Source organism: Pedobacter sp. MR2016-19 (genome assembly GCF_014947265.1).
Taxonomy (GTDB): Bacteria; Bacteroidota; Bacteroidia; order Sphingobacteriales; family Sphingobacteriaceae; genus Pedobacter.
This window is the reverse complement of record NZ_JADCNK010000007.1, coordinates 1-24,631: the sequence shown is the minus strand read 5'-3', so window position 1 is coordinate 24,631 and position 24,631 is coordinate 1. Positions and strand designations below refer to the sequence as shown.

26 protein-coding genes are annotated in these 24,631 nt (G+C 36.9%); 14 read left to right on the top strand and 12 right to left on the bottom strand.

The window, feature by feature from the left end:
• Window positions 1-177 precede the first annotated feature (177 nt).
• Entirely contained in the window at window positions 178-459 is a 282-nt protein-coding gene (locus IM793_RS11480; RefSeq protein ID WP_193421425.1) for a hypothetical protein, read from the bottom strand.
• 127 nt (window positions 460-586) lie between these two features.
• A complete protein-coding gene (locus IM793_RS11475) occupies window positions 587-1,666 on the bottom strand; it encodes an RICIN domain-containing protein (RefSeq protein WP_193421422.1) in 1,080 nt (359 codons plus the stop codon).
• 911 nt (window positions 1,667-2,577) lie between these two features.
• Here IM793_RS11475 and mgtE point away from each other — a divergent pair.
• Complete coding sequence (mgtE, locus tag IM793_RS11470) at window positions 2,578-3,954, top strand: magnesium transporter (RefSeq protein WP_193421420.1); 1,377 nt, start codon at window positions 2,578-2,580, stop codon at window positions 3,952-3,954.
• 9 nt (window positions 3,955-3,963) lie between these two features.
• Window positions 3,964-4,578 (top strand): HAD hydrolase-like protein, encoded by a 615-nt coding sequence (locus tag IM793_RS11465; RefSeq protein WP_193421418.1) that lies wholly within the window; start codon window positions 3,964-3,966, stop codon window positions 4,576-4,578.
• 473 nt (window positions 4,579-5,051) lie between these two features.
• On the opposite strand, the gene IM793_RS11460 is transcribed toward IM793_RS11465, so the two are convergent.
• Window positions 5,052-5,294: a hypothetical protein gene (locus IM793_RS11460; RefSeq protein WP_193421416.1), complete on the bottom strand. Its 243-nt coding sequence runs from the start codon at window positions 5,292-5,294 to the stop codon at window positions 5,052-5,054.
• A 627-nt stretch (window positions 5,295-5,921) separates the two neighbouring features.
• Window positions 5,922-7,022, bottom strand: a complete 1,101-nt coding sequence (gene ychF / locus IM793_RS11455; RefSeq protein ID WP_193421414.1) for a redox-regulated ATPase YchF — start codon at window positions 7,020-7,022, stop codon at window positions 5,922-5,924.
• 200 nt (window positions 7,023-7,222) lie between these two features.
• Here ychF and IM793_RS11450 point away from each other — a divergent pair, with 200 nt between their 5' ends.
• Window positions 7,223-7,687, top strand: a complete 465-nt coding sequence (locus IM793_RS11450) for a hypothetical protein (protein WP_121286815.1) — start codon at window positions 7,223-7,225, stop codon at window positions 7,685-7,687.
• A gap of 75 nt (window positions 7,688-7,762) precedes the next feature.
• On the opposite strand, the gene IM793_RS11445 is transcribed toward IM793_RS11450, so the two are convergent.
• Entirely contained in the window at window positions 7,763-8,086 is a 324-nt protein-coding gene (locus IM793_RS11445) for a DUF3276 family protein (protein ID WP_029275977.1), read from the bottom strand.
• A gap of 79 nt (window positions 8,087-8,165) precedes the next feature.
• Complete coding sequence (locus tag IM793_RS11440; RefSeq protein WP_193421412.1) at window positions 8,166-9,956, bottom strand: ABC transporter ATP-binding protein; 1,791 nt, start codon at window positions 9,954-9,956, stop codon at window positions 8,166-8,168.
• A 442-nt stretch (window positions 9,957-10,398) separates the two neighbouring features.
• On the opposite strand from IM793_RS11440, the gene IM793_RS11435 reads away from it, so the two are divergent.
• The 8 genes from IM793_RS11435 to IM793_RS11400 all read left to right on the top strand — a co-directional run bounded on the left by IM793_RS11435 (window position 10,399) and on the right by IM793_RS11400 (window position 16,289).
• Window positions 10,399-11,487: a Glu/Leu/Phe/Val dehydrogenase gene (locus tag IM793_RS11435; RefSeq protein ID WP_193421410.1), complete on the top strand. Its 1,089-nt coding sequence runs from the start codon at window positions 10,399-10,401 to the stop codon at window positions 11,485-11,487.
• Window positions 11,488-11,537: 50 nt separating this feature from the next.
• Window positions 11,538-12,488, top strand: coding sequence for a transcription antitermination factor NusB (nusB, locus tag IM793_RS11430; protein ID WP_193421407.1), 951 nt, complete (start codon window positions 11,538-11,540; stop codon window positions 12,486-12,488).
• A gap of 2 nt (window positions 12,489-12,490) precedes the next feature.
• Window positions 12,491-12,949, top strand: a complete 459-nt coding sequence (locus tag IM793_RS11425; protein ID WP_193421405.1) for a DUF1573 domain-containing protein — start codon at window positions 12,491-12,493, stop codon at window positions 12,947-12,949.
• Between the two features lie 66 nt (window positions 12,950-13,015).
• Window positions 13,016-13,339 carry a preprotein translocase subunit YajC gene (gene yajC, locus IM793_RS11420; protein ID WP_193421404.1) on the top strand — a complete coding sequence of 108 codons (324 nt, stop codon included), beginning with the start codon at window positions 13,016-13,018 and terminating at the stop codon, window positions 13,337-13,339.
• 122 nt (window positions 13,340-13,461) lie between these two features.
• Complete coding sequence (locus IM793_RS11415) at window positions 13,462-14,409, top strand: YbbR-like domain-containing protein (protein WP_227256218.1); 948 nt, start codon at window positions 13,462-13,464, stop codon at window positions 14,407-14,409.
• Window positions 14,409-15,026, top strand: coding sequence for a dephospho-CoA kinase (gene coaE / locus IM793_RS11410; RefSeq protein ID WP_193421402.1), 618 nt, complete (start codon window positions 14,409-14,411; stop codon window positions 15,024-15,026). The genes IM793_RS11415 and coaE overlap by 1 nt, the downstream gene beginning before the upstream one ends.
• A 43-nt stretch (window positions 15,027-15,069) precedes the next feature.
• Window positions 15,070-16,014 (top strand): exonuclease, encoded by a 945-nt coding sequence (locus IM793_RS11405; RefSeq protein ID WP_193421400.1) that lies wholly within the window; start codon window positions 15,070-15,072, stop codon window positions 16,012-16,014.
• Between the two features lie 128 nt (window positions 16,015-16,142).
• A complete protein-coding gene (locus IM793_RS11400; RefSeq protein WP_193421398.1) occupies window positions 16,143-16,289 on the top strand; it encodes a DUF5522 domain-containing protein in 147 nt (48 codons plus the stop codon).
• Between the two features lie 93 nt (window positions 16,290-16,382).
• On the opposite strand, the gene IM793_RS11395 is transcribed toward IM793_RS11400, so the two are convergent.
• From IM793_RS11395 to IM793_RS11370, 6 genes are all read right to left on the bottom strand, one after another.
• Window positions 16,383-16,976, bottom strand: a complete 594-nt coding sequence (locus IM793_RS11395) for a Uma2 family endonuclease (protein ID WP_193421396.1) — start codon at window positions 16,974-16,976, stop codon at window positions 16,383-16,385.
• A gap of 131 nt (window positions 16,977-17,107) precedes the next feature.
• On the bottom strand, window positions 17,108-17,701 hold the full coding sequence (locus IM793_RS11390) for a Uma2 family endonuclease (RefSeq protein ID WP_193421394.1): 594 nt from the start codon (window positions 17,699-17,701) through the stop codon (window positions 17,108-17,110).
• 145 nt (window positions 17,702-17,846) lie between these two features.
• Window positions 17,847-18,440 carry a Uma2 family endonuclease gene (locus IM793_RS11385; RefSeq protein WP_193421392.1) on the bottom strand — a complete coding sequence of 198 codons (594 nt, stop codon included), beginning with the start codon at window positions 18,438-18,440 and terminating at the stop codon, window positions 17,847-17,849.
• A 154-nt stretch (window positions 18,441-18,594) separates the two neighbouring features.
• On the bottom strand, window positions 18,595-19,311 hold the full coding sequence (locus tag IM793_RS11380; RefSeq protein ID WP_132404171.1) for a ZIP family metal transporter: 717 nt from the start codon (window positions 19,309-19,311) through the stop codon (window positions 18,595-18,597).
• A 3-nt stretch (window positions 19,312-19,314) separates the two neighbouring features.
• On the bottom strand, window positions 19,315-19,878 hold the full coding sequence (locus IM793_RS11375; RefSeq protein ID WP_193421389.1) for a phosphatase PAP2 family protein: 564 nt from the start codon (window positions 19,876-19,878) through the stop codon (window positions 19,315-19,317).
• Entirely contained in the window at window positions 19,875-20,606 is a 732-nt protein-coding gene (locus IM793_RS11370; protein WP_193421387.1) for a bifunctional 2-polyprenyl-6-hydroxyphenol methylase/3-demethylubiquinol 3-O-methyltransferase UbiG, read from the bottom strand. Before IM793_RS11370 ends, IM793_RS11375 begins: the two co-directional genes overlap by 4 nt.
• 374 nt (window positions 20,607-20,980) lie before the next feature.
• Here IM793_RS11370 and glmM point away from each other — a divergent pair, with 374 nt between their 5' ends.
• From glmM to IM793_RS11355, 3 genes are all read left to right on the top strand, one after another.
• Window positions 20,981-22,366, top strand: coding sequence for a phosphoglucosamine mutase (glmM, locus tag IM793_RS11365; protein ID WP_193421385.1), 1,386 nt, complete (start codon window positions 20,981-20,983; stop codon window positions 22,364-22,366).
• 129 nt (window positions 22,367-22,495) lie between these two features.
• A complete protein-coding gene (locus tag IM793_RS11360; RefSeq protein ID WP_193421383.1) occupies window positions 22,496-23,644 on the top strand; it encodes a cysteine desulfurase family protein in 1,149 nt (382 codons plus the stop codon).
• Between the two features lie 621 nt (window positions 23,645-24,265).
• A complete protein-coding gene (locus tag IM793_RS11355) occupies window positions 24,266-24,469 on the top strand; it encodes a hypothetical protein (protein WP_193421381.1) in 204 nt (67 codons plus the stop codon).
• The last annotated feature ends 162 nt before the right edge of the window (window positions 24,470-24,631 follow it).

Genomic DNA, 24,631 nt, shown 5'->3' with positions numbered 1-24,631 from the left:
GATCATTTTGGAGAGTAGTATCTTGTTGCTAACACCGATCGGTACAGAGCCCTATGGTTTGTAGAGGTGTTTACGTGTGCAGAGGAATTATCAATTTCTACTTAAGCATTTTGCGCATACCCAAGTGTTTAGTATGCAGTATAACAGTAAGTTATAATTCTATATGGCAATGAGCTATCATTCTTCATTAAATTCCAATTTGCCATCTATTACAGAAAGCAGCGTGTTTTTTTGAGCCAAAGCATTATATACAGGATATCTGTTCCCTTTATCCTTTAATGCCATAATCAATTTATTTCTCACCATATGCATTCTTGCCTTGTATTTAGACCTCTTTTCAATAATGTCCTGTATATCGGTTTCGATAACTGATGCATCGATTTCATGGCCAAGGGTATGGATTTTATCAAGTAGTTCAATATAAGTAGTAAAGTATTCCTGAATATTATTATTTTCCATAACGTATTAACGCGAAAAACTATATCTTGGTTTTAGGGTCCGCCTGATATTAATTGTTCAAAGACCGGCCAGATATTTAAACTCGATATCTGGCCGGTCGTCTGGTTAAGATCTGTAGTCTGTTGCGCTACATCCCGTCAGAGCGCATGGCAAAAACCAATTTTACATGTCTAAAGGCATTTGTTTCGCTCCATTCATTGTCATAGTTTAAGCCGTAGGGCCAAAAATGCCCGCCTCCGGTATGTACTAAACCACTTTGACCATCATAAATCTTAATCAGTGCAGTTGTATTGGTTCCCAGGAAGTCGCCTGTAGAGGTATTTGATGTCCATCCGCTGCTCAAACCAACCCCATAAGTATGTGCAATTTCGTGCATTGCCGTACGCACATTCTGGTAACTGGTGTTCGCACCGAATCGTATATTTCCATTTGTACTGCCGTCGGCTGTAGGTACACCTGTGTTATATTGTACCGTAAGTGTGCGCGATGGCCAGTTAGCACCTGCATTATACCTCGAACAGGCATCATTCATGGCATTAGTAATGCGTGTCACGACCTCGGCAGGTACTCCGGTGCTGTTAAGTACCCAACTCAATTGGCCGGTTGCATTAACCGTTAGTAAAGACCATTGCTGGTTCTCTCCGCCTCCATAACTCAATTGGTCGACATTAGCACCATCATCGATAGACTGATTGGCAACTTCAAGATCCTTGCCACTGTTCCTGTTTACAATACGATAATAGCCGTTGCCAAGTGATGTAAATAGCCACTGCTGGTTTGTTGCTCCGGAGTAGGTAGCTATGTTTACATTGTTTCCATCAGCTGTTCCTGCCTGATCTACCTGTAAACCTTTAGAGCTATGTACGCCAGTAATCGAATAGTAGCCACCGGAAAGCAGTGTTAAACTCCATTTTTGATTTGTTCCGCCTGTACCTCCGTACTGGGAAACATTGGCGCCATCTGCAGTCTGAAATCCACCAACATCCAGAGCTTTTCCGCTTTTGCGGTTCACAATGTAAAAAGTACCGTTAGTGACGGATAAAGGGGGTTCGTTAGGCGGTATTGCACTTAGTTTTCCCTTTATCGAAAGCGGATCTTTGATGGTGTCTGGGTTCGGTAATTCGGCTTTTCTGCAGCTGCCTGCAAATAAAAGAATTCCAAGCATAAAGATGCTGAACGGAACTGAGGTAGAAAATTTTGTTTTCATAAAAATTAGGTAAAAGGTGAATGAACAGGCATATGCATCTGTTCGTTTGGTTATTTTAAAGAGGGCATATGCAACTCATCTAGTTGAGCCCCTCTTTTTTACTTTGACTGCACGCTTTAAAATGATCTTAATTGATTTCAGAATTCAGAGAAGATTGCCGCTGGTACACTTGCTAATTGATAATTGGGCGTTTTGTAGCATAATTTAGTTTCTCATAATCGGTTAAAAAGCTTTGTTATTTCAAAAAAACTGGTTATGTCAATTTTAATTGCCTATAACCAGTAATATCCATTTGAAAATTTGGATATCAGGATCTGTCATTTTATACTTGGTTAAAACAAATTAAGCATAAAAAGGCGCTCGTAGTGAGGGGTAATCTGATAAAGATTAGGGGGCAAACTCTTTCATTTTGTCTGTTATTGCTTTATTTTAAGCTTTTTATCGAAATAAGATTTTTATAAATTTCTTTTTTACGCTTATTTTTTATCTGGTAAAGAAAAACAAACTGAATTTTTCAATAGAACAGATATGCTGAAGCTAATGAAAAATGTGCTGTGTTGATATTTGATGGGAATTTTAGAAGAGTTGAATAGATCAGGACTGTTGATTGTACTGTAATAAGCCTGTGGGTTTCTTAATTTCAATACCAATTCATTAAAAAAAAAGCTTGTTTTTAATCTGCAAATGCTTAATAAAATTAACTTCTTGCCGTTGAGATCTCTTTTATGTTAAAAAATGATTAAATCATTTCCCAAACATTCCTGTATGTTGGCTTTATGCATCCATATTTTTAAATTCGGCTGTTCGGTTCACGGTTTTTAAATGCTTAGGTTGGCTTTTTAGGAAATAAAAATGCACCTTTGCGAACCGTTAATAAAGGTTTAGGCATGTAACAAATTAAATAGCTGTGTATGGAAGAAATGGTTGTGGAAGAAATTCAGGAACTACTTGAAAAAGAGAATGATAAGGCGTTAAAGCAGTATCTGGATCAACTGAATATTTCGGATGTTGAAGAACTGATAGATGAACTCCCACAATATGCAGCTAAATTTATCGAAACCTTATCCCTCAACAGGGCAGTAAACGTATTCAGGATCCTGGATTTTCCTACGCAGGAACGTATCATAAAAAAACTTTCCGGCAATAAACTCAATCAGATCATCAAAGATCTGCCACCCGATGATCGTACTGCACTTTTTAGTGAATTAAAAGGTGATGTGGTTAAAAAAATGATCACCCTTTTGCCGCCCGAAGAACGTAAAGAATCGCTCGCACTTTTAGGCTACAAAGAAGATAGTATCGGCCGTTTAATGACACCCGATTATATCGCTGTAAAACCAGAATGGTCTATTACACATGTTTTGGCGCACATCAGACGTTATGGTAAAAACTCCGAAACCATCGATGTAGTGTATGTAATCAACAAAGATGGGGTATTGTTGGATGACATCAGGATTCGTGAGGTTTTACTGGCCGATCCTGAAGCTATTATCGGTGAATTAACCGATAAACGTTTTATTGCCTTAAAAGCAAACGATCCTCAGGAAGATGCAATTAATATCTTCAGGATGAACAATCGTGTGGCTTTACCGGTAGTAGATGAGAATAACATTCTTTTAGGTATAGTTACGGTAGATGATATTTTGTGGATTGCCAACGAAGAGTATACAGAAGATATGCACAAAATCGGGGGTACCGAGGCTTTGGATGAACCTTATCTCGATATCCCGATCCTAAAACTGGTTAAAAAACGTGCTGGCTGGTTAATCGTGCTATTTCTAGGCGAAATGTTAACCGCAACTGCCATGCAGCACTTCGAAATCGAACTCGAAAAGGCAGTAGTGTTATCCCTTTTTATTCCATTGATTATGAGTAGCGGTGGGAACAGTGGTTCTCAGGCTTCAACATTAATTATCCAGGCCATGGCTTTAGGTGAAGTAACCATTGCAGAATGGTGGCGGGTGATGCGCCGCGAGCTCGTTTCAGGAGCCTTGCTGGGCATCATTTTAGGCACCATTGGTTTTATCCGCATTATAACCTGGCAACAGTTACATCTCTATAATTATGGTCCACATTGGTTTTTAATTGCAGCTACCATCTTTTTTACCCTGGTTGGCATTGTGTTGTGGGGCAGTTTAATTGGTTCGATGATGCCAATCATATTGAAAAAACTGAAACTCGATCCTGCAACATCATCAGCACCATTTGTAGCCACCATGGTTGATGTGACTGGAATTGTAATCTATTTCAGTGTAGCTGTATTAATTTTAAAAGGCGTTTTACTTTAAATTTAAATCATGCAAAAGAAAATTACCACACTTTTTACCGATATAGGGGGCGTTTTGTTAACTAATGGCTGGGATAGACATGCAAGGGGAGAAGCTTCGGTGCTTTTTAACCTCGACTCTGTTGATCTTGAAGAACGCCATCACCTTACCTTCGATACTTATGAGGTGGGTAAACTAACGCTTGATGAATATCTGGAACGTATTGTTTTTTTCAAAGAACGGAACTTTACCTACGATGATTTTAAAGAATTTATGTTCAAAAAATCACTTCCTTATCCGGAAATGATTGAGTTGATCTGCGATTTAAAAAAGAAATATAACCTAAAGGTAGCTGTAATCAGCAACGAAGGACGAGAGCTCAACCAGTACCGCATCAATACCTTTAAACTGAACGAATTTGTCGATTTCTTCGTATCATCAAGCTTTGTACATTTCCGTAAGCCCGATGCCGATATTTTTAAGGTAGCGATTGATATTTCTCAGAGCGATGTAGAAACAAGTTTATATATTGATGACCGGATGTTATTTGTACAGGTTGCCGAAGGTTTAGGTTTAAAAGGCATTCATCATATCGATTACAAAGATACCAAGGCACAATTGGCTGTTTATGGCTTAGAGGTTTAATCAACAGTATTTTGAGTTGACAACTTTCTAAGCAGCTGTGCTTGTAAGTTGTCAACTCTTTACAAAAAGAATAAAAAATATATTTATCTTTACATCGTGAAAAATACAACAGCAAAATATTGTTTGAACTCGTGTTTTTGTTACTCAAAAAGTAACGGGTTGACTTTATTTATCTAATAAAATATAAAAAGAATTTAGATCCGCTTGTTACAAATGTAATAAGCGGCTTTTTTATTTCTAACCGTTTGGTATGCACAATGGATGTGTGCTGGTCTGCAAAACCAGTGTAGTCAGTTCGATTCTGACACCAAACTCACGAAAAAGTGAGGTGCTTTGAATGGCTTTCCTTGCATCCGTATCAAAAAATATTTTTTTGTATTTGAAAAGCAATTACAGAAGCTATTTTTAAAGTTTCCTCCCGCTTTCTGTTCAAGGCCTGATGAAGGATCAGGCGCTTTCACTGTCAATCGGGTTTAGATGGCAAAATAACTGCTAAAAAGAAACAGCGCTTCATTATCTGTGTTTATCCGTGTGCATCTGTGGTTAATTCCTGTAATGCTACTAATCGCGCCTAACAGCTTAGCATCTTCCGTGTTTTCCGAGCCTCCGTGGCAAAGATCACTTATGATGATTGAAGAGTTGACGACTTTCTGTGCAACTGTGCTATTAAAGTTGGCAACTCTGAATAAAACATTAATCCATCTGTGTTTATCCATGTGCATCTGTGGTTAATTCCTGTAATGCTGCTAATCGCGCCTAACAGCATAGCATCTTCCGTGTTTCCGAGTCTCCGTGGCAAAGATCACCTATGATACTTGAAGAGTTGACAAATTTCTGTGTCGCCTTGCCATTAAAGTTGGCAACTCTGAATAAAACATTAATGCATCTGTATTTATCCGTGTGCATCTTCGGTTAATTCCTGTAACGCTGCCAATCGCGCCTAACAGCTTAGCATCTTCCGTGTTTTCCGAGTCCCCGTGGCAAGATCACTTATAATACTTGAAGAGTTGACAAATTTCTGTGTCGCCTTGCCATTAAAGTTGTCAACTCTGAATAAAACATTAATCCATCTGTGTTTATTATTGTGCATCTGCGGTTAATTCCTGTAACGCTGCCAATCGCGCCTAACAGCTTAGCATCGCATTTTCCGTGTTTTCCTAGTCTCTGTGGTAAAGATCACTTATAATAATTGAAGAGTTGACAACTTTCTGTGCAACTGTGCTATGAAAGTTGTAAACTCTAATTAATAGATTCTGTGCCTCATGACAAAACATCTCAAAACAAAAAAAGCCACTCTTTCGAATGGCTATGCTTTTCAAAGTCCCCTTTAGGGGATTTAGGGGCTAAACATTAAACCTGAAGTGCATGATGTCGCCATCTTCCACAACATAGGTTTTTCCTTCAACACCCAATTTACCCGCATCTTTACAAGCGTTTTCAGAACCTAAGGTTACGAAATCGTTGTATTTAATTACCTCGGCGCGGATAAATCCTTTTTCAAAATCTGTGTGGATTACACCAGCAGCTTGAGGCGCTGTAAAGCCTTTTGTAATGGTCCAGGCGCGAACCTCTTGTACACCAGCAGTAAAGTAGGTGTAAAGATTTAATAATTTATAAGCCGCGCGGATTAATTTATTTACGCCAGATTCAGTTAAACCTAAATCAGCTAAGAATTCCTGACGCTCTTCGTAGCTATCCAGTTCAGCAATTTCCGATTCAATTTTAGCAGAGATCACCAAAACCTCAGCATTTTCATCAGCAACGTTTGCTTTAACCAGATCAACATATTTATTGCCGTTAATTACCGATGCTTCATCAACATTACACACATACATGACCGGTTTTTGAGTAAGCAGACCTAAATCTTCAATAAAATCGAAATCATCTTGAGTCAATGGTGCCGTACGGATAGATTTGCCAGCTTCTAAATGCGCTTTAACTACTGTTAAAATTTCATAAGTACGTTTCGCATCTTTATCGCCACCTGTTTTAGCCATCTTTTCAACTTTTTGAATACGTTTATCAACGGTATCCAAGTCTTTAAGCTGCAGCTCAGTATCAATAATTTCACGATCGCGGATCGGATCAACAGAACCATCCACATGAATTACATTTCCGTCATCAAAACAACGTAAAACGTGAATAATTGCATTGGTAGCACGGATATTTCCTAAAAACTGGTTTCCCAGGCCTTCACCTTTCGATGCACCTTTTACCAAACCTGCAATATCTACAATCTCGATTGTATTTGGTTGCACTTTGTTTGGTTTAACCAACTCGGCCAGCTTGGTTAATCTGTCATCAGGTACTGTAATTACGCCAACATTGGGCTCAATAGTACAAAAGGGAAAGTTTGCTGCCTGCGCTTTTGCATTTGATAAACAGTTAAAAAGAGTCGATTTTCCAACATTTGGTAAACCAACTATACCACATTGTAATGCCATTATTTATTAGTCTTTAAGTCTTTAGTCCACAGTCTTTAGTCGGTAATCGCTTTATCCATCACATCATCCATCTTACATTTTTCGTATTAAATCTCCGCTAAAACCGCGCAAAGATAAGGTTTTAAAACCTTTATTTAAACCCTTGCTATTGTATCAAATCTATATTTTATCTAAGTTTAGCCCAAAATAGACAGAGATAAATGGAAGATTTTGAAAATGAAGTGCCTCAGGAAGTAAAATTGGTTGTTACCGAAGAAATGCGGAGCTATTTTTACGATATGAGTAAATGGGCAAGGTTTTTATCGGTTGTAGGTTTTGTTGTCTCTGCATTTTTAACCTTAAGTTCATTTGGAATAGGGGCAGCAATAACAGCTAATCCGGCTATGCTCAATCAATTAGGGCCATTGGCCAGTATCGGCGCAACGGGCATTACCATATTTTACCTTTTGCTGGCGCTCCTCTTTTTTTACCCAAGTTTATTGTTGTTACGTTTTTCAGCCAAGGGCAAACAAGGTGTGCTGTTTGGCGATCAGGAAAATTTAAACGATGCCATTGCAAATGCAAAATCGCTTTTTAAATTTTGGGGCATACTTACCATTGTGTTACTGGTGAGTTATTTTCTGTTAATTCTCGCTGTAGCCGTAAGTAGTGTAGGTATAAAATAAACAATAAATTATACAGATAAAAAAAAGCCTACTGATTTTGAAAATCAGTAGGCTTTCTATTGAAATTATAGTTACTTAAAAAGTAAAATCGTCGCTTGCTTTAGTGCTATGTTCTCCATTTTCAGAGTATTCATATCGTTTTTCAACCACATCCTGGTGAGTTTTGATGTAATCAACCGTTTCGTTTAGTCCTTCTGCAAATTTTTCGAAATCTTCTTTGTATAAAAAGATTTTATGTTTTACAAACACACCGTCTTCTAATCTTTTCTTGCTCTCGGTAACTGTTAAATAATAATCACCCGATCTAGTAGCCTTCACGTCGAAGAAATAAGTTCTCTTACCTGCTCTTACTTTCTTTGAAAAAACTTCTTCTCTTTCCTTGTTGTCGAATTCTCCCATGGTTGGTATTGATGTTGGTTTTTGGTTTCGGTAAATATAAAGCAAATATTTAAAGTTCAAAATACAATTTTAATACAATTTAAATCGTACGCGTTTCCTCCTCCAAAAGTTGGTTATTATAAAGCTCCCTATAACTGCCGTTTAGCTTAAGTAATTCATTGTGTGTGCCTTGTTCGATGATTTTCCCGTCATCAAGTACCAGAATCTTATCTGCATTTTTTATGGTCGAAATCCTATGGGCAATTAAAATACTGGTTTTTCCAGCCATGATTTTACCAAGGTTTTGTAGTATTTCTTCCTCGGTTTTAGTATCAACCGCCGAAAGACAATCATCGAAGACTAAAATTTTAGGCGATTTAATCAATGCTCTTGCAATAGAAACACGTTGTTTTTGTCCTCCTGAGAGTGTTATTCCCCGTTCACCCAACATGGTTTCGAATTTTTCTTCAAAATCAATAATGTTCGTATAAACCGAAGCGTTTTTAGCCGCATCATGCACTTCTTCATCAGTAACCTGGTCTAAACCAAAGGCTATATTATTTTTTATGGTGTCTGAAAAGAGGAAAACCTCTTGCGGTACAAAGCCAATCTGGCTTCGGTAATCTTTGAGATTTAGTGCTTTTATATTCTTTCCATCGATGTCTATCCTGCCATTTTCTACATCATACATCCGCATAATCAGATTTGCTAATGTCGATTTTCCTGACCCTGTTTTGCCGATAATGGCTACAAATTCGCCGCTATTGATTTCAAAACTTACATCTTTCAAGGCCTCAATGCCCGTATCCGGATAAATAAAACTCACGTTATCGAATTTGATATTACCCTTTAGCTCAATTTCTTTATTTTCTTTTGATTGAATGTCGGATGGGATATCTAAAAACTCATTTATCCTTTGTTGTGACGCAGCAGCCCGCTGGATTAAAGAAGTAACCCAGCCCAGCATGGTTACCGGAAAAGTTAACTGGTTAATATAAATGATAAATTCGGCAATATTCCCTGCAGTAATGCTGCCATTCATTACCTGGATCCCACCAATATATATGGTTAAAATCGTACTCAACCCAATTAATAAGAGCATGGTAGGGTAAAACAAAGCCGATACTTTAACCAGGTTCATCGAGTCTCTCTTATAATCATTGCTTTGGATTTCGAACATGTTTCGGGTATAATCTTCGCGAACATATGATTTAATGATCCTGATCCCCGAAAAACGCTCCTGTACAAAGCTCGAAAGATCTGATAAACGTTCCTGGATCTTCCCGCTTTTTTTAAAAATTAGCGTATTCACATAATAGATAATCACCACAAGAAAAGGAAGGGGCAAAAGGCAATAAATGGCAAGTTTGGAATTAACATCAAACATCGACCAGATAATGAGCACCGATAAAACGAAGGTATTAATGGTGTACATAATCGCCGGACCAACATACATCCTTACCCGGTTAACATCTTCTGTTGCCCGGTTCATTAAGTCTCCGGTGTTATTCCGGCGGTAAAAACCAAGGCTCAACTCCTGATAATGTTGGTAGATATCGTTTTTCATATCAAACTCTATATGCCGCGACATTAAAATAATGGTTTGGCGCATAAAAAACAGAAATAGCCCACGCAATAAATAAAGTGCAATAACCAGCAACCCAAAAAATAAAAGGTTACTGCTAAATATGTCGTAAATTATGGCCTGCCGATCGAAACCATAAAAGAGATTAAATATCTGAATGTTTTCGTCAATCAGATCAACTGCATAGCCAATCACCTGGGCTGGCACTACACCAAAAATATTAGAAATCACCACGAAAATGCTTCCGGGTATAATCCACCATTTGTATTTGAGGAAGTATTTGTTTAATCGGCTCAGGTGTTTCATGTTGTACAAACTTAGCTAATTTTGTTATTTCATAATACATATTTATCTATTCGGGCCTAAGCTTTAAAAATTAATGACACTTTCGGATGTAAAAGGGGAGATGTGGGATGGAATATGTAGTATAACTAAGCTGTTCTCAGGTGGCTTAGGTGGTCAATGATTATTTTGAAAAGCAAGGTTCGGTGTTTTTGGGTTATGTAAGTCCTGCTATCGCTTCAAGTCCTCGCTGCGCTGTAGGCTTTCCGCTTTATCAGGTTTATTTAACATAAGCCGGTGGTTCTTCAGGTGAGATGGAGTACATTTTTCTCCAAAATAATACTTTTTTTAAACTAATAACCTTGTTTATTTAATCCTGTCCGAATTAATTTTGTTATAGTTTCGTTAAATACATGTAATAATGGTTTTTTATTTTAATTTTGCAGCAGGTTAGCCGAACGTTAATATGCCAGCAAATTCTCCGTCAGATTCATCAATTTTAGATCAATTAAGTGTCTATGGACACAAAAAATTGGTTTTCTGTAATGATCCAGATACAGGTTTAAGAGCAATTATCGCTATACACGATACCACATTGGGACCTGCATTGGGCGGAACACGCATGTGGAGCTATAGCACCGAAGGCGAAGCATTACAAGATGCGCTGCGATTATCGCGCGGAATGACTTACAAGGCAGCGATAACAGGTTTAAACCTGGGCGGCGGAAAAGGCGTAATTATTGGCGATTCCAGGAAAGACAAAACAGAAACTTTAATGCGTAGCTATGGTAGGTTTATTAAAAACCTAAATGGCGAATTTATTACCGCAGAAGAAATGGGAACCAATACACGCGATATGGAATATATCCGTATGGAAACCAATTATGTTACTGGCGTTCCTGAGTCAATCGGTGGGGCAGGGAATCCGGCTCCTTTTACTGCTCAAGGTGTTTATTTAGGTATTAAAGCCAGTGTTAAAGAGGTATTCGGTACAGATATGCTTGCTGGTAGAACCATTGTAGTACAAGGTATCGGAAATGTTGGTGAGCACCTGGTTGCCCTGTTAAGAAAAGAAAATGCCGAAGTTTTGATCAGCGATATTAACCAGGAACAATTAACTTATGTTGCCCGTAAATATAAAGCGAAACCGATCGAGGCCGATAAAATTTTTACCACTGATGCCGATGTTTATGCCCCATGTGCAATGGGTGCTACCGTTAACAACAAAACCATCGAAAAAATGAAATTTGCAATTATTGCAGGTTCAGCAAACAACCAGTTAAAAGATGAGGTTTTAGATAGCGAACTGCTTTTGAAGAAGGGGATTTTATTTGCACCTGATTACCTGATTAATGCTGGCGGATTAATTTCCTGCTATTCGGAGTTAACTGGTTTTGGTAAAAAACGTACCGTACAGCTTACAGAGAATATTTACGATGCTACACGCAGTGTAATTAAATTAAGTAAAACCGAAAACATATCAACAAATATTGCCGCAAACCAGATTGCCGAGAAACGGATTGCAGATGTTAAAAAAATTAAATCGTCATATTAAATCATAATTATTAAAACAGGTTTTAAAAAACCACACTCGTTCTTACATTCATGTTAAACAGAAGGCACTTAAGAATCAAAGCTTTGCAAAATATTTTTGCATGGCACATGGCAGACAAAAAAGACATTAAAGGTGATTTGAAAACTTTAATGCAGAGCATCGATAGCGTGTACGAAATGTACATCTGGATGTTATCTTTAATGGTAGAAGTTACCGAATTTACTGCTAACGACGCGGCAGAACGCGCAAACAAATTCATTAAAACTGCAGAGGATATTAATCCTAACATGAAATTGCTACACAATAAGTTTAGCGTTTTAATGCAGCAAAATCCAGAGTATGTTTCTGCAATTAAAAAATACAAGGTAGATTGGGGTTTCGATCCGGAAATCCGTAAAACCGTTTACAATTCTTTAAAAGCATCAAAAGAATATGCCGATTATCTTGCCGATCCAAACGAAAGTTTAGAGTCATCAAAAGATATCATCAAATACATTTTCCGTAAAATCATCTTAAAAAACCAGGCTATTATTCAGGTTTTCGAAGAGAAGTTTATCAACTGGCAGGTAGATCACGAAGTGATGAAAGGTATGGTTGCCAAAACCCTGAAAAACTTTACATCCGATGATCCATTCAAAAATAAATTGACCGAAATTAGTGCCGATTGGGTTGAAGACAGCAAATTTGTTCAGGATCTTTTTGTACATACTTTGCAGAACGATGCAAAATATCAGGAAATGATTGCCGATAGAACCAAAAACTGGGAATCAGAACGTATTGCATTAATGGATACAATTTTGATGAAAATGGCCATTTGCGAGCTGCTAAATTTCCCATCTATTCCGGTTAAAGTAACCATTAACGAATATTTAGAGTTGTCAAAAGATTACAGTACACCGAAGAGTAATTCGTTTATTAACGGTATTTTAGACAAAATTTTAGGCGATCTTAAGAAAAATAACACCATTAAAAAGATTGGCCGCGGATTAATCGAAGATTAAAAATGAAAAGAACATTTATTCTGGCTATTGCTGCACTTTCTTTTGTAGCATGCCGTAATGCAAATAATCAAACCAACGAAACTGCTTCAGCTGTTTCAGTTGGCAACGATACCTCAAAAACAGCTAAAGTTGCTCCAGCAGATGCACCTGTTATTGTTTTCGAACGCGATATTTTCGATTTCAGTAAAATAACACAAGGTGAAAAAGTTAAGCACGATTTCAAATTTAAAAATACAGGCAAAAGCCCACTCATCGTTTCAAATGCAACGGCAACTTGTGGCTGTACTATTCCGCAGGTACCAGGCGAACCTATTTTACCAGGTAAAGAAGGTGTAATTAGTGTGGTTTTCAATAGCGAAGGCAAAATGGGCATGCAAGATAAGGTCGTAACCATCACTTCAAATGCAAACCCAACGGTAACCACGGTTCATTTAGTGGGAGAGGTGCTTGCTAAAAAATAAATGGGTTCAATTGTTTATGGCATCATCCATAAGGACCAAAATTCATAAAAACAAAAAAAATAAAAAATGACATCAACAGTAATTTTACAGGCAGCAGGAGGATTTGATCCAAGACAATTAATCATGTTTGGAGCGATTGCACTGGTATTCTACTTTTTTATGATCCGTCCTCAGCTTAAAAAAGCCAAAGACCATAAAAAATTAATCAGTGAGCTGAAAAAAGGTGATAAAATTGTAACTACAGCAGGTATTCACGGCCGTATAGCCGATATGAATGACACAACTTTTTTAATCGAGGTTGAAGGTGGTGTAAAAATCCGTTTCGATAAATCAGCAGTTTCTTTAGATGCAACAAAAGCAACAGTAACTCCGGTTGCACCTAAAGCTTAATAAAAAATAATAAAAAATTTGAGCAGTCCCGAAAACTTTCGGGACTGTTTTTGTTTTACTACATTTGATTAAATGCATTTTGGATAGAGTTTTTCCAGCTTACAGTTAATATTTAATTTATTATGCCCTTCATCAGTTTAACGAAGATTGAAAAAAGACGTGTATTTAGCTTATTGGCCTGCTTGCTGCTGGCTATAGCTGCATGGCTTTTTATGGCATTAAATAACAAGTATATTTATGTAGCGAAAACTGTATTGGTTTTTAAAAATACCCCAACAAAAAGAGCATTTTACCCTTTACAATCAGATACTATAGATTTACAGGTAGAAGGTACAGGCTGGCAGCTCCTGTTTGCCCGTTTAAGGATCAGTCCACCTTCTGTTTCTGTTAGTCTGAGTCAGCTGAATACCAAAGATTTTGTCGTTTTTTCCGATCAGCTTTTTAATATAAACAGACAGTTAGAAAGTACACAGAAAGTAATTTCTGTTAAGCCCGATACCCTTTATTTCGATTTTACTAAACGTGTAGTTAAAAAAGTTCCGGTAAAACTGATCGATAAACTCAGTTTCGAAAAACAATATGGCATTTCGAGTGAGATTATCCTTAACCCAAAATATGTTAAGGTGGCTGGCCCGCTGGAAGAACTTTCAAAAATAGAATTTTGGCCAACTGATACGCTCAAACAGGATAAAATACAGAGCAGCAGTACAACCAGGGTAGCCTTACAGCACAGTATCCACAAAAATGTTAGCATCTACCCATCTTCTGTAGAGGTTAAAGTTCCTGTAGACGAATTTACTGAAAAAACCATCGAGGTACCTTTAAAAATTACCAATAACCGAAGTTATAACAGCATTAAACTTTATCCCAAAAAAGTTAAAGTTACCTTTTTAGTGGCTTTAAGCAATTATGATCAGGTTGATGAAAGTTTTATTACCGCAACTATTGATGTTGATGAATGGCAAAATTTAGGGCATCGCCGCTTTACGGTAAAGATAACCGAATTTCCAGATTATTGTAAGTTGGTAAGCGTAAGCCCTTCAAAAATAGATTTCATTGTAGAAAAATAATGTATAAAGTAGGTATAACAGGTGGTATAGGCAGTGGTAAAACAACGGCTTGCAAGGTTTTTGAAGTATTGGGGATTCCGGTGTTTTACGCGGATACTGTTGCTAAGGAAATCATGTGTAAAGATGTTTTATTGGTTGCAGGAATCAAATCTGCTTTCGGAAATGAAAGTTATTTTGAAGATGGAAAACTGAACAACAAACATATTGCCGGCATTGTTTTTAATAACGAAGAAGCGTTGGCAAAATTAAATGCATTAGTTCATCCGGCTGTTTTTAGGGCATTTGATGCCTGGGAAGAAACCATACCGTCAAATACACCTTATACACTTAAAGAGGCTGCCTTGCTTTTCGAAAGTGGTTCTTATAAGATGTGCGATACTACTATCCTGGTTACTGCACCCTATGAAATTAAATTGAAAAGGGTAATGCAACGCGACGGTGTTTCAGCAGAACAGGTTAAAGCCCGTATGGACAAACAATTAAGCGACGAAGAAAAATCGAAAATGGCAAATCATTTCATTGCTAATGATGAACAACAATCAATAATTGAGCAGGTTTTAGCGTTACACCAGGAATTCCTTAAATCAGCCAAAGAATTTAAGAATACCAGGGCTTAATCAACTTAAATCATACATCCTTAAATTCTATTCACCTTTATAAATGATTTTAGAAGATTTCATTGCCATTACGCCAACGGGTTTATACTGTGTTTACGGCGATTTTTACCTCGATCCACAACAACCGGTAAATGAAGCTGTGGTTTCACATGCGCATGGCGACCATGCCATTGGTGGAAGCCAGCATGTTTACTGCACGGCTGCTACTGCAACTTTTATGAAACACCGTTACCGCAAATTTGCCGCAGTTGATTTTTTTACCAAAAGTTATCATGAATCCTTCAAAATAAAAGAAGTTACCATTACTTTTTATTCTGCCGGACATATTTTGGGCTCTGCACAGGTTTTAATGGAATACAAGGGGGTAAAGTATCTTTATACAGGTGATTATAAAATTGAACCTGACAATACCTGTGAGCCTTTTGAATTTGTAGAAGCAGATGTTTTAATTACAGAAAGTACTTTTGCTAATCCGGAAACCAAACACCCCTCACCAGTAGATGAAATTAAAAAACTGAATGAAACCAGCGCGAATATTATGCTTGGTTCTTATGCATTGGGCAAAAGCCAGCGGATAATACAATTGCTAAATGAGTATTGCCCCACGAAGAATGTTATGGTTCACCACAGTATTATGCCTTTTGTTAAAATATATGAGGACTATGGTATAAAAGTAGGGAATTACAAAATGTACGATAGAAAGGTGATGAAAAATAATCAGGAACATCAGGTCTATATTGTCCCGCCGATGGTTTTTCACAGTTACCATAAGGCAATAAATGTGGTACGTGCCTTTGCCTCCGGATGGAAGAACCTGCAACAACAAAACGGGATTTCACTTTATATTTCTGATCATGCCGATTGGGATGCAATTTTAGAAGCCATAGAAAAAGTTAAACCAAAACAAGTATGGACTTTACATGGTGATGGTAAACAGCTCAAAGATTATTTTAAAAATAAACTGGAAGTTAAAATACTCAATGGTTAAAAATTGATTGAATGATAGAGTTAGAGGCTGATTGAATGTGGCGATAAAGAAAAACGATTAAAAACCTTCCCTCATTTAATATTCAATCATTATAATTCACTCATTCAAGATGCTGTCATTCAATAATTATGTTAAAAGAAGGCGAAGATTTTTACTTTAACGAAGATGGACTGATGGTTTTTACTGAAACCTACCATTTAAAACGTGGTTATTGCTGTAAAAATAAGTGTAAACACTGCCCTTGGGCTTATGGCAAGAAGAAGGAAAAGAAGTGATTCAGTTAGCAATTTACAGTTCTCAATTTACAGTTTGTAATTGCAATAGTATTTAGCTTTGAACCAAAAGTCAGGTTTGGATATTACTTTTTATTAAAGCGAACAATGATCATAAATATCGCTTAAAGCTATATCGAATCCCATCGAAACAAAGGTTAATGCCTCAGAAAGCTCTTTCTGTTGATTGAGCACCCAATTCTTTTCTTCATCGATATAATAAGCCTCTACCGAGACCGATTCTGAATCGATCATAATGTATTCTTTTAACGAAGGAATATCTTTATAAAGGTTAAATTTTTTGCCCCTATCATAGTTTTTTGTCGAAGGTGAAAGGATTTCGATGATTACTGTTGGTAAAATTGAGGTGTCTTCATCAATATCAATATGTTTTATATCGTTACAATAGATAGAGATATCCGGATAGGTGAATAAACTATTCTCGGGAATGTTCATCCGCTTATCACTTCCAAAAATGTGGCATGACTTCCCTTTTAATTTGCCGCCAACTGCTAAAAAAATATTAGAAAACAGCCAATTATGATTATCTCCGGCTCCAGACATCGCAAATATCTCACCTTGGTAATATTCATGTTTAACTGTCGCTTCTTTTTCCATCTCTAGATATTCTTCAACAGTATAATGCCTTTTTTGATAGGCTACTGCTGGTTCATCTACAATATTTTCCATATACTAATTTACCTGAATTATAATTGAACATATAATAAATAAACGATTAAACGTTTAAAACGGCTTTTGTTTTAACAGGTGTTCGGGTTGCGCTTTAATAATTAAAACAAATAGAGTTAAGATCTCCGATTTCAAAAGGTAACATAATAATAAATATCGCTTAGCGCTACATCGAACCCCATCGAAACAAAGGTTAATGCCTCAGAAAGCTCTTTCTGTTGATTGAGCGCCCAATTCTTTTCTTCATCGATATAATAAGCCTCCACCGAGACCGATTCTGAATCGATCATGATGTATTCTTTTAGCGAAGGAATATCTTTATAAAGTGTGAATTTTTTGCCCCTATCATAGTTTTTTGTCGAAGGCGAAAGGATTTCGATGATGACAGTTGGCTGCAAAATAGTGTCTTCATCTTCATTTAAATGTTTAATTTCGTTGCAATAAATGGAAATATCAGGATAAGTAAATAGCATATTTTCTGGAACATTCATTCTCATATCGCTGCCAAACGGAATACATTTAGATCCTTTTAGTTTATGAGCAAGAACCCCGAAAACATTTGAAAAGATAAGATTATGGTTAAAGCCAGCACCAGACATGGCGAATATCTCTCCCAGAAAATATTCATGCTTTTCTGTTGATGCTTTTTCCATCTCCAGGTATTCTTCAACAGTGTAATGCCTTTTTTGATAGGCTACAACAGGTTCATTTACAATCTCATCCATATACGAATTTACAGATGTTTTTTTGAAAAGGTTAAATATATAAACGATTAAACGTTTAACACGGATATTGTGTTAACTAGTTATTTCACAAGCTTTTGAGTTTTCGCTTTAACAGTTAAAATAAATAAAGTTAAGATCTCCGATTTCAAAAGGTAACATAATAATAGATATCGCTTAGCGCTACATCGAACCCCATCGAAACAAAACTTAGCACATCAGTAAGTTCTTCATGTTTATTGAGTACCCAATTTTGCTCATGATCAATGTAATAAGCTTCAACCAAAATAGATTGCGAATCGATCATAATGTATTCTTTTAACGAAGGAATATCTTTATAGAGATTAAACTTCTTGCCTTTATCATAATTTTTGGTTGAAGGTGAATGGATTTCGATGATTACAGTTGGTAAAATTGAGGTGTCTTCGTCAACATCGCTATGCGTTAAACCATTGCAATAAATCGAAATATCGGGGTAAGTGAATAATGTATTCTCGGGAATATTCATCCGTTTATCACTTCCATAGGGTCTGCATGGCTTGCCTTTAAGTTTGTTGCCTATTTCTATAAAAACGTTGCTGAAAATCTCATTGTGGTTATCGCCAGCACCAGACATTGTAAATATCTCTCCCTGGAAATATTCATGTTTTTCTGTTGATACCTTTTCCATCTCCAGGTATTCTTCAACAGTATAGTGCCTTTTTTGATAGGCCACAACAGGTTCATTTACAATCTCATCCATATACGAATTTACAGATGTTTTTTTATAAAGGCTAAATGTATAAACGATTAAACGTTTAACACGAATATTTCCTTGGTCAATTGATTAACTGTTCAAATCGGTTAATTGACAAATAGTCTAATCGGAAACTGCCAACTGCAAACCGCCAGCCGAACTAGTGTCCGGCAAAGAAACCAATCAATGCTACACCAATGCCCAATAAAACGGCAATCATTTTGCGGGTATTGATTTTATGATCGGCACTCGATTCGAATAAAATGGTGGTAGAAATGTGTAAGAAAATGCCAATTACAATGCCCATAATTTTATTGAAATAAGCATCAAGGCCACCAATAGTACCGTTACTTAAGCCAACGCTTACATAAAAGCCAAGGGGTGCCATAATCGCAAAAACAATCAGGTAAAATACAATGCTACCTTTCTTATAATGGTTTTGCATTAATATACTCGCTAATGCAAACGCTGCAGGGATATGGTGTAGCGAAATCCCGAAAATCAATTCATTATGTTGCTCTTTTGCCAAGGGCATCCCTTCTAAAAAGGCATGTAAACACAAACTGATCATAATCCCGAAAGGGAAAACATGCCCGTCATGATGTTTATGGATATGGCCATGTTCTACACCTTCTGAAAATTGCTCTAAGAAGATCTGCAAAAGGAAACCAATCAGTATGAATATACCAATTTCAGTTTTGTCAGGCCCGCTGTAGGCATCTGGAATTAAATGTAAAACTGTAATGGCAAATAAATAGGCGCCACTGAAAGATAAAATCAGTTTAAGTAATTTAGATTTATCACTTTTAACCAAAAAGATAGCCGTTCCGCCTAAAAAGGCACAGAAAAAGAGTACGCAAAGTTTCCAGATTTCCATAGGTTAAAAATCAGGTTGTAATTTTTTAAATATTTTCGAACAAATCATGCCAATTGTGATTCCTAATAAGGCGCCGGTTGTTACATCGACAGGGTAATGAACGCCAACATATACCTGAGCAAAACTGATAATAAATGCCCAAAGTAGGCCAATAGGTAAAATAGGTTTCCATCTGCTGTAAAAAATGCAGATTAAAAAAACAGCTATAGCAAAATGATTGGTAGCGTGAGCCGATGGGAAACTCAAGCCGCTTCCACAGGGTACGCGATGGATAATGTCGTTAGCTAAGCTTAAATCATTGCAAGGTCTCACACGTGATACCCAGGGTTTTACAACCCTGGAGGCAATTAAATCACCCATGGCAAAAGTGAACAGCACCATTCCAATGATATAATAGCCTTGTTTTTTGTATTGCTTAATGCAAAAAACAACAATAAAAAGGTAAAGTGGCGACCAGAAAAAGCGGTTGCGCATTAAAGGCATCAGCCAATCAAAAAAGCTGTTTGAAAGTCCGCGGTGGATTTTCAAAAACAATTCTACGTCAAATTGCTGTATGCTTTCTATCATGCTTTTTTACAGATTAAAATTAATCGGTCTGAGCTGTTTTCGTCAAAATCAGCTAAGTCATAATTGCCAAATGTTTTTTTGATAACCATCCCCGCTTTGCTCAACATCCGTTCAAAATCTTCAAAGCTAAATGCCTGTACCCGCTCTTCGAAATGATACACTTTTTGCTTGTCTTCGAAATTTATCTTTTTAATAATTTTCCCATCGATAATGTTTTTGGTGATGTGAAAAGTGATGCCATCTAATGATTTTGTTTCACAGGAATTTAAATTGCGGATAATCTTTTCAGTGTTAAAATAATCCAGCACCAAAATCCCATCGGCGGTTAAACATTTACGAAAAGTTTTAAGCGCATTTACGTGGTCTTTTTCTGTATCAAAATAACCAAAACTGGTAAACAGGTTTAAAGCTACATCAAAATAATTGATGTAAAAAAGCCTCCGCATATCGTGAACAAGGAAGTGTAATTTGCTGTTTTCAAATTGCCTGGCATATTTTATGCTTTGTTCTGATAAATCTATCCCCGTAACATCAAAGCCTTTTTTATTCAGGTAAATAGAATGCCGGCCTTTTCCGCAGGCAATATCGAGCATTTTAGCATCGGCTTTTGGATGAAGGTAATCCGTGAGTTTATCAATGAAGAATTCGGCTTCAGCATCATTTCGTTGTTGGTAAAGAATATGATAATATGGCGAATTAAACCAATATTGAAACCACTTGCGCTGCATATAAAAGCCGTTTGTATCTTAAAAAGATGCAAATATAAGGTTTTACAATCGCTAGTAAAGTTTCGAGTGGTGTTTTATGCAACATTATTGCATAGAAATTAATAAGCCAGTGGTTGTGCTTTGCGGAGATTGAATCGCAGATGTACCTGATGTAATAAATTATTAAGGTTTTAATACGCCGGTTGATAGGATGCCTGTTTTTTAATAAGAACTCAAAATAGAACATATCTTTGATTTTGATATTGAAGCTTATCTCTACTAATTACATGGTGTTTATAGATATAAAAACAATGTAAATTAACTTGCAGAAGCTGGGTAAAATAGCAGCTATCTTGTTTTTTTTCTTATTTTTGAGCCTCATCAAATTATATACAGTGACTTTAATAAAATCGATTTCAGGAATACGGGGAACCATCGGTGGAAGGGCCGGAGACGGCTTAACGCCATTTGATATTGTTAAATTTACGGCTGCCTTCGGTAGCTGGGTGATACAAAAAACAGGCAATAAAAGAATAGTTTTAGGTCGCGATGCACGTATTTCGGGTGAGATGGTGAATAATCTGGTTATTGGAACGCTACAAGGCCTGGGTATTGAGGTAATCGATTTAGGTTTATCTACTACGCCAACGGTAGAAGTTGCGGTGCCTGATGAAAAAGCAGGAGGTGGAATCATTTTAACCGCAAGCCATAACCCAAAACAATGGAATGCCTTAAAATTATTAAATGCCAGTGGAGAATTTATTAGCGATGCAGATGGCAAAGAAGTTTTAGATTTAGCAGAAAGTGCTGATTTTGACTTCGCTGAGGTAGATAAACTAGGTAAAGTAATAAAAAACGATACTTATCTTCAAAAACACATCGATAAAGTTTTAGCCTTACCATTGGTTGATGTTGAGGCAATTAAAAAAGCTGATTTTAAAATAGTAATCGATTGTGTAAATTCAACCGGCGGTATTTTTATTCCTGCTTTATTAAAAGCTTTGGGAGTGAATAAGGTAGTAGAATTATATTGTACACCAGACGGATATTTTCCGCACAATCCTGAACCACTTCCTGAAAACTTAACTGAAATATCGAAAGAAGTTCAAAAACAGAACGCAAATTTAGGTATTGTAGTAGACCCTGATGTTGATCGTTTATGTTTTGTAAACGAAGATGGCAGCATGTTTGGCGAAGAATATACTTTAGTTGCTGTTGCCGATTATGTATTGAAAAACACACCTGGAAACACAGTTTCCAATCTTTCATCAACCCGTGCTTTACGCGATGTAACCGAAAAAGCAGGTGCTGAATACAATGCATCGGCAGTAGGTGAGGTAAACGTAGTTAACAAAATGAAAGAGACGAATGCCATAATCGGTGGTGAAGGTAATGGTGGAATCATTTATCCTGAATCGCATTATGGTAGAGATGCTTTGGTGGGTATTGCTTTATTTTTAACACATTTGGCTAAGTTTGGTAAATCTATTTCTGTACTTCGGGCCAGCTATCCTCAATACTACATCTCTAAAAATAAGATTACCCTTACGCCAGAAATGGATATCGATAATTTATTGAAACAGGTAGAAGAGAAATATAAAAATCAGCCTTACAGCACTATTGATGGTTTGAAGATAGAATTTGATAAAACCTGGGTACATTTGCGCCGCTCTAATACGGAACCGATCATCAGGATTTACAGTGAGGCAGAAAATGAAACCATTGCCGAGAATTTGGCTAACAAAATTATTTCTGACATTAAAGAAATATTACACCTTTAATCTTTTAAGGTTTCAGGATCAAGCATACCTGTTCAGGGTTTAATATAATGATTAAACCTTGGGCATTTAAATCAGAGCTTGCCCTTAACAAGGCATCTTTGCAACAAAAACTTTTAAATATTCATAGAAATGAAAAGGGTCTATTTAGATAATGCGGCCACAACGCCTTTAGATGCAGCAGTAATCGCAGAAATGACAAATGTGATGGAAAATTACTTTGGTAACCCATCTGCCATTCATGCACTTGGCCGTGAGGTGAGAACACTCGTGGAGAAAGCCCGTAAAACCGTTTCAGGTCTGTTAAATGCATCTCCGTCTGAGATATTTTTTACTTCCGGAGGCACAGAGGCCGATAATACAGCTATCCGTTGCGGAATTTCAGCTTATGGCATTAAACATGCTATAACTTCAAAAATAGAGCACCATGCTGTTGAGCATACCTTAAATACGATGCTTAAAAATGGCGAGATCGATAAATTAAGTTTCGTTAATATTGGTGAAAAAGGAAATATCGATTATAACCATTTAGAAGAACTGCTTCAAAATAACGAGCGTACTTTCGTTTCATTGATGCATGCCAATAACGAATTGGGTACACTAACCGATATGGTTAAAGTTGGCGATATCTGCGAGAAATACAATGCTATTTACCATGCCGATACCGTTCAGACTATGGGCCATTATCCACACAATGTACGCGAGCTTAAAGCACATTTTATTGTGTGTGCTGCACATAAACTTCACGGACCTAAAGGCGTTGGTTTTTTATACGTAAACAGCAATATTAAAATCCCACCAATGATTTACGGCGGTTCACAAGAGCGCAATATGCGTGGCGGTACCGAAAATGTATATGGTATTGTGGGTTTAGCTAAAGCCTTAGAAATTGCTTATGCAGAAATGGATCAGCATCAATTATACATTCAGGGCTTAAAAGATTATCTAAAAACACAATTAATTGCCGAAATCCCAGGTATTGGCTTTAATGGCGAAACCGATGCCGATAAAAGTTTATATACAGTACTAAATGTTTCTTTCCCTGAAATGGACATGGCCGATATGTTATTGTTCAATTTGGATATCAATGGTATCTGCGCTTCAGGCGGTAGTGCATGTTCTTCAGGTTCAAATATAGGCTCGCATGTGCTAAATGGTATCAATGCCGATCCAAACCGTCCATCAGTGCGTTTTTCATTTAGTAAATATACCACTAAAGAGGATTTGGATTACGTAATCGAAAAAGTTAAAATGGTAGTGAAGCAGAATGCTTTAGCTTAAAATATCATTAACCAAATAGGAGCGTCCCGGTGAAAATCGGGACTTTTTTTGTGGGCAAACCATTAATCATTTTTTTCTGAAAAGCATGTGCAGTAATTCATTTAATGTTCGTCCTGCTTTACGCTTATACGCCTGCAGGCCTTAAGCACTTGGCCGGTATCCGCTTCAATCAGGTTTAACTCCATTAAGATGTTGCTGCTATTTAAGGTTGTATGAAGCAACAGAAGAATTCATTTTAAAAACAAATTCGCTGCGCCCTGCAAACCTAAATAGCATTGCAGGCTGTGACACTTAAACCTGATCGGAACGAACACGGAGCGGAGTAAAGTAAAGAGCAGGACTATATCTACCTAAATGCCACTGGGGCTGATTTCTAAAAAATGCCCTTTAGATTTTTAGCGCAATAATATTTAACTCCCAAAAAATAATTTGCAAAACTCAAAAATTAAGCTTAAATTTAATTAAACATAAGGCAATCCACGCCATTTTAATGTAGTTCCAGAACGAAACCTTATCAGAACCCCAATGGTATAAGGTTAAGCAAATTTTAAAAAAGCTTTTATTAAGTATTAAAATTGTTAACCCTGAAAACCCACCAGGTTTTCAATAACCTATATCGTCATGGAAAAGAACAACAACACTCAAAATCTGGAAAATGCAAAATTGGAAGAAAAATTAAACGAAAAAAGAAAACACATTTACAAATTTATCTTCAATCCGTTTTCTTTCGAATCTTCAAACCATTTTAATAAAATCCACAAAAGAAAATTTCATTCTTTCGGATGCATCCATGAAATGGGAAAATTGCCTGGAGCAATGTTGTAAAATCTTAACACGAGACGCCGTAATTGGTAGCGAAATTCCACCCGCATCATCATTCGAGCGGACCCGATAGCTACGGGTGCAACGTAGTCGAGAAATCTGCCTTGACAGTCTATCAATTTCACTATTCCAGTTGAGATGACAATCGTTATTATTAGAACCTAG

Bases quoted from the DNA above. Each gene is read 5' to 3' on its own strand.
- IM793_RS11480 (WP_193421425.1), bottom strand. From the start codon at position 459: ATGGAAAATAATAATATTCAGGAATACTTTACTACTTATATTGAACTA.
- IM793_RS11475 (WP_193421422.1), bottom strand. From the start codon at position 1,666: ATGAAAACAAAATTTTCTACCTCAGTTCCGTTCAGCATCTTTATGCTT.
- mgtE (WP_193421420.1), top strand. From the start codon at position 2,578: ATGGAAGAAATGGTTGTGGAAGAAATTCAGGAACTACTTGAAAAAGAG.
- IM793_RS11465 (WP_193421418.1), top strand. From the start codon at position 3,964: ATGCAAAAGAAAATTACCACACTTTTTACCGATATAGGGGGCGTTTTG.
- IM793_RS11460 (WP_193421416.1), bottom strand. From the start codon at position 5,294: ATGGATAAACACAGATGGATTAATGTTTTATTCAGAGTTGCCAACTTT.
- ychF (WP_193421414.1), bottom strand. From the start codon at position 7,022: ATGGCATTACAATGTGGTATAGTTGGTTTACCAAATGTTGGAAAATCG.
- IM793_RS11450 (WP_121286815.1), top strand. From the start codon at position 7,223: ATGGAAGATTTTGAAAATGAAGTGCCTCAGGAAGTAAAATTGGTTGTT.
- IM793_RS11445 (WP_029275977.1), bottom strand. From the start codon at position 8,086: ATGGGAGAATTCGACAACAAGGAAAGAGAAGAAGTTTTTTCAAAGAAA.
- IM793_RS11440 (WP_193421412.1), bottom strand. From the start codon at position 9,956: ATGAAACACCTGAGCCGATTAAACAAATACTTCCTCAAATACAAATGG.
- IM793_RS11435 (WP_193421410.1), top strand. From the start codon at position 10,399: ATGCCAGCAAATTCTCCGTCAGATTCATCAATTTTAGATCAATTAAGT.
- nusB (WP_193421407.1), top strand. From the start codon at position 11,538: ATGTTAAACAGAAGGCACTTAAGAATCAAAGCTTTGCAAAATATTTTT.
- IM793_RS11425 (WP_193421405.1), top strand. From the start codon at position 12,491: ATGAAAAGAACATTTATTCTGGCTATTGCTGCACTTTCTTTTGTAGCA.
- yajC (WP_193421404.1), top strand. From the start codon at position 13,016: ATGACATCAACAGTAATTTTACAGGCAGCAGGAGGATTTGATCCAAGA.
- IM793_RS11415 (WP_227256218.1), top strand. From the start codon at position 13,462: ATGCCCTTCATCAGTTTAACGAAGATTGAAAAAAGACGTGTATTTAGC.
- coaE (WP_193421402.1), top strand. From the start codon at position 14,409: ATGTATAAAGTAGGTATAACAGGTGGTATAGGCAGTGGTAAAACAACG.
- IM793_RS11405 (WP_193421400.1), top strand. From the start codon at position 15,070: ATGATTTTAGAAGATTTCATTGCCATTACGCCAACGGGTTTATACTGT.
- IM793_RS11400 (WP_193421398.1), top strand. From the start codon at position 16,143: ATGTTAAAAGAAGGCGAAGATTTTTACTTTAACGAAGATGGACTGATG.
- IM793_RS11395 (WP_193421396.1), bottom strand. From the start codon at position 16,976: ATGGAAAATATTGTAGATGAACCAGCAGTAGCCTATCAAAAAAGGCAT.
- IM793_RS11390 (WP_193421394.1), bottom strand. From the start codon at position 17,701: ATGGATGAGATTGTAAATGAACCTGTTGTAGCCTATCAAAAAAGGCAT.
- IM793_RS11385 (WP_193421392.1), bottom strand. From the start codon at position 18,440: ATGGATGAGATTGTAAATGAACCTGTTGTGGCCTATCAAAAAAGGCAC.
- IM793_RS11380 (WP_132404171.1), bottom strand. From the start codon at position 19,311: ATGGAAATCTGGAAACTTTGCGTACTCTTTTTCTGTGCCTTTTTAGGC.
- IM793_RS11375 (WP_193421389.1), bottom strand. From the start codon at position 19,878: ATGATAGAAAGCATACAGCAATTTGACGTAGAATTGTTTTTGAAAATC.
- IM793_RS11370 (WP_193421387.1), bottom strand. From the start codon at position 20,606: ATGCAGCGCAAGTGGTTTCAATATTGGTTTAATTCGCCATATTATCAT.
- IM793_RS11360 (WP_193421383.1), top strand. From the start codon at position 22,496: ATGAAAAGGGTCTATTTAGATAATGCGGCCACAACGCCTTTAGATGCA.
- IM793_RS11355 (WP_193421381.1), top strand. From the start codon at position 24,266: ATGGAAAAGAACAACAACACTCAAAATCTGGAAAATGCAAAATTGGAA.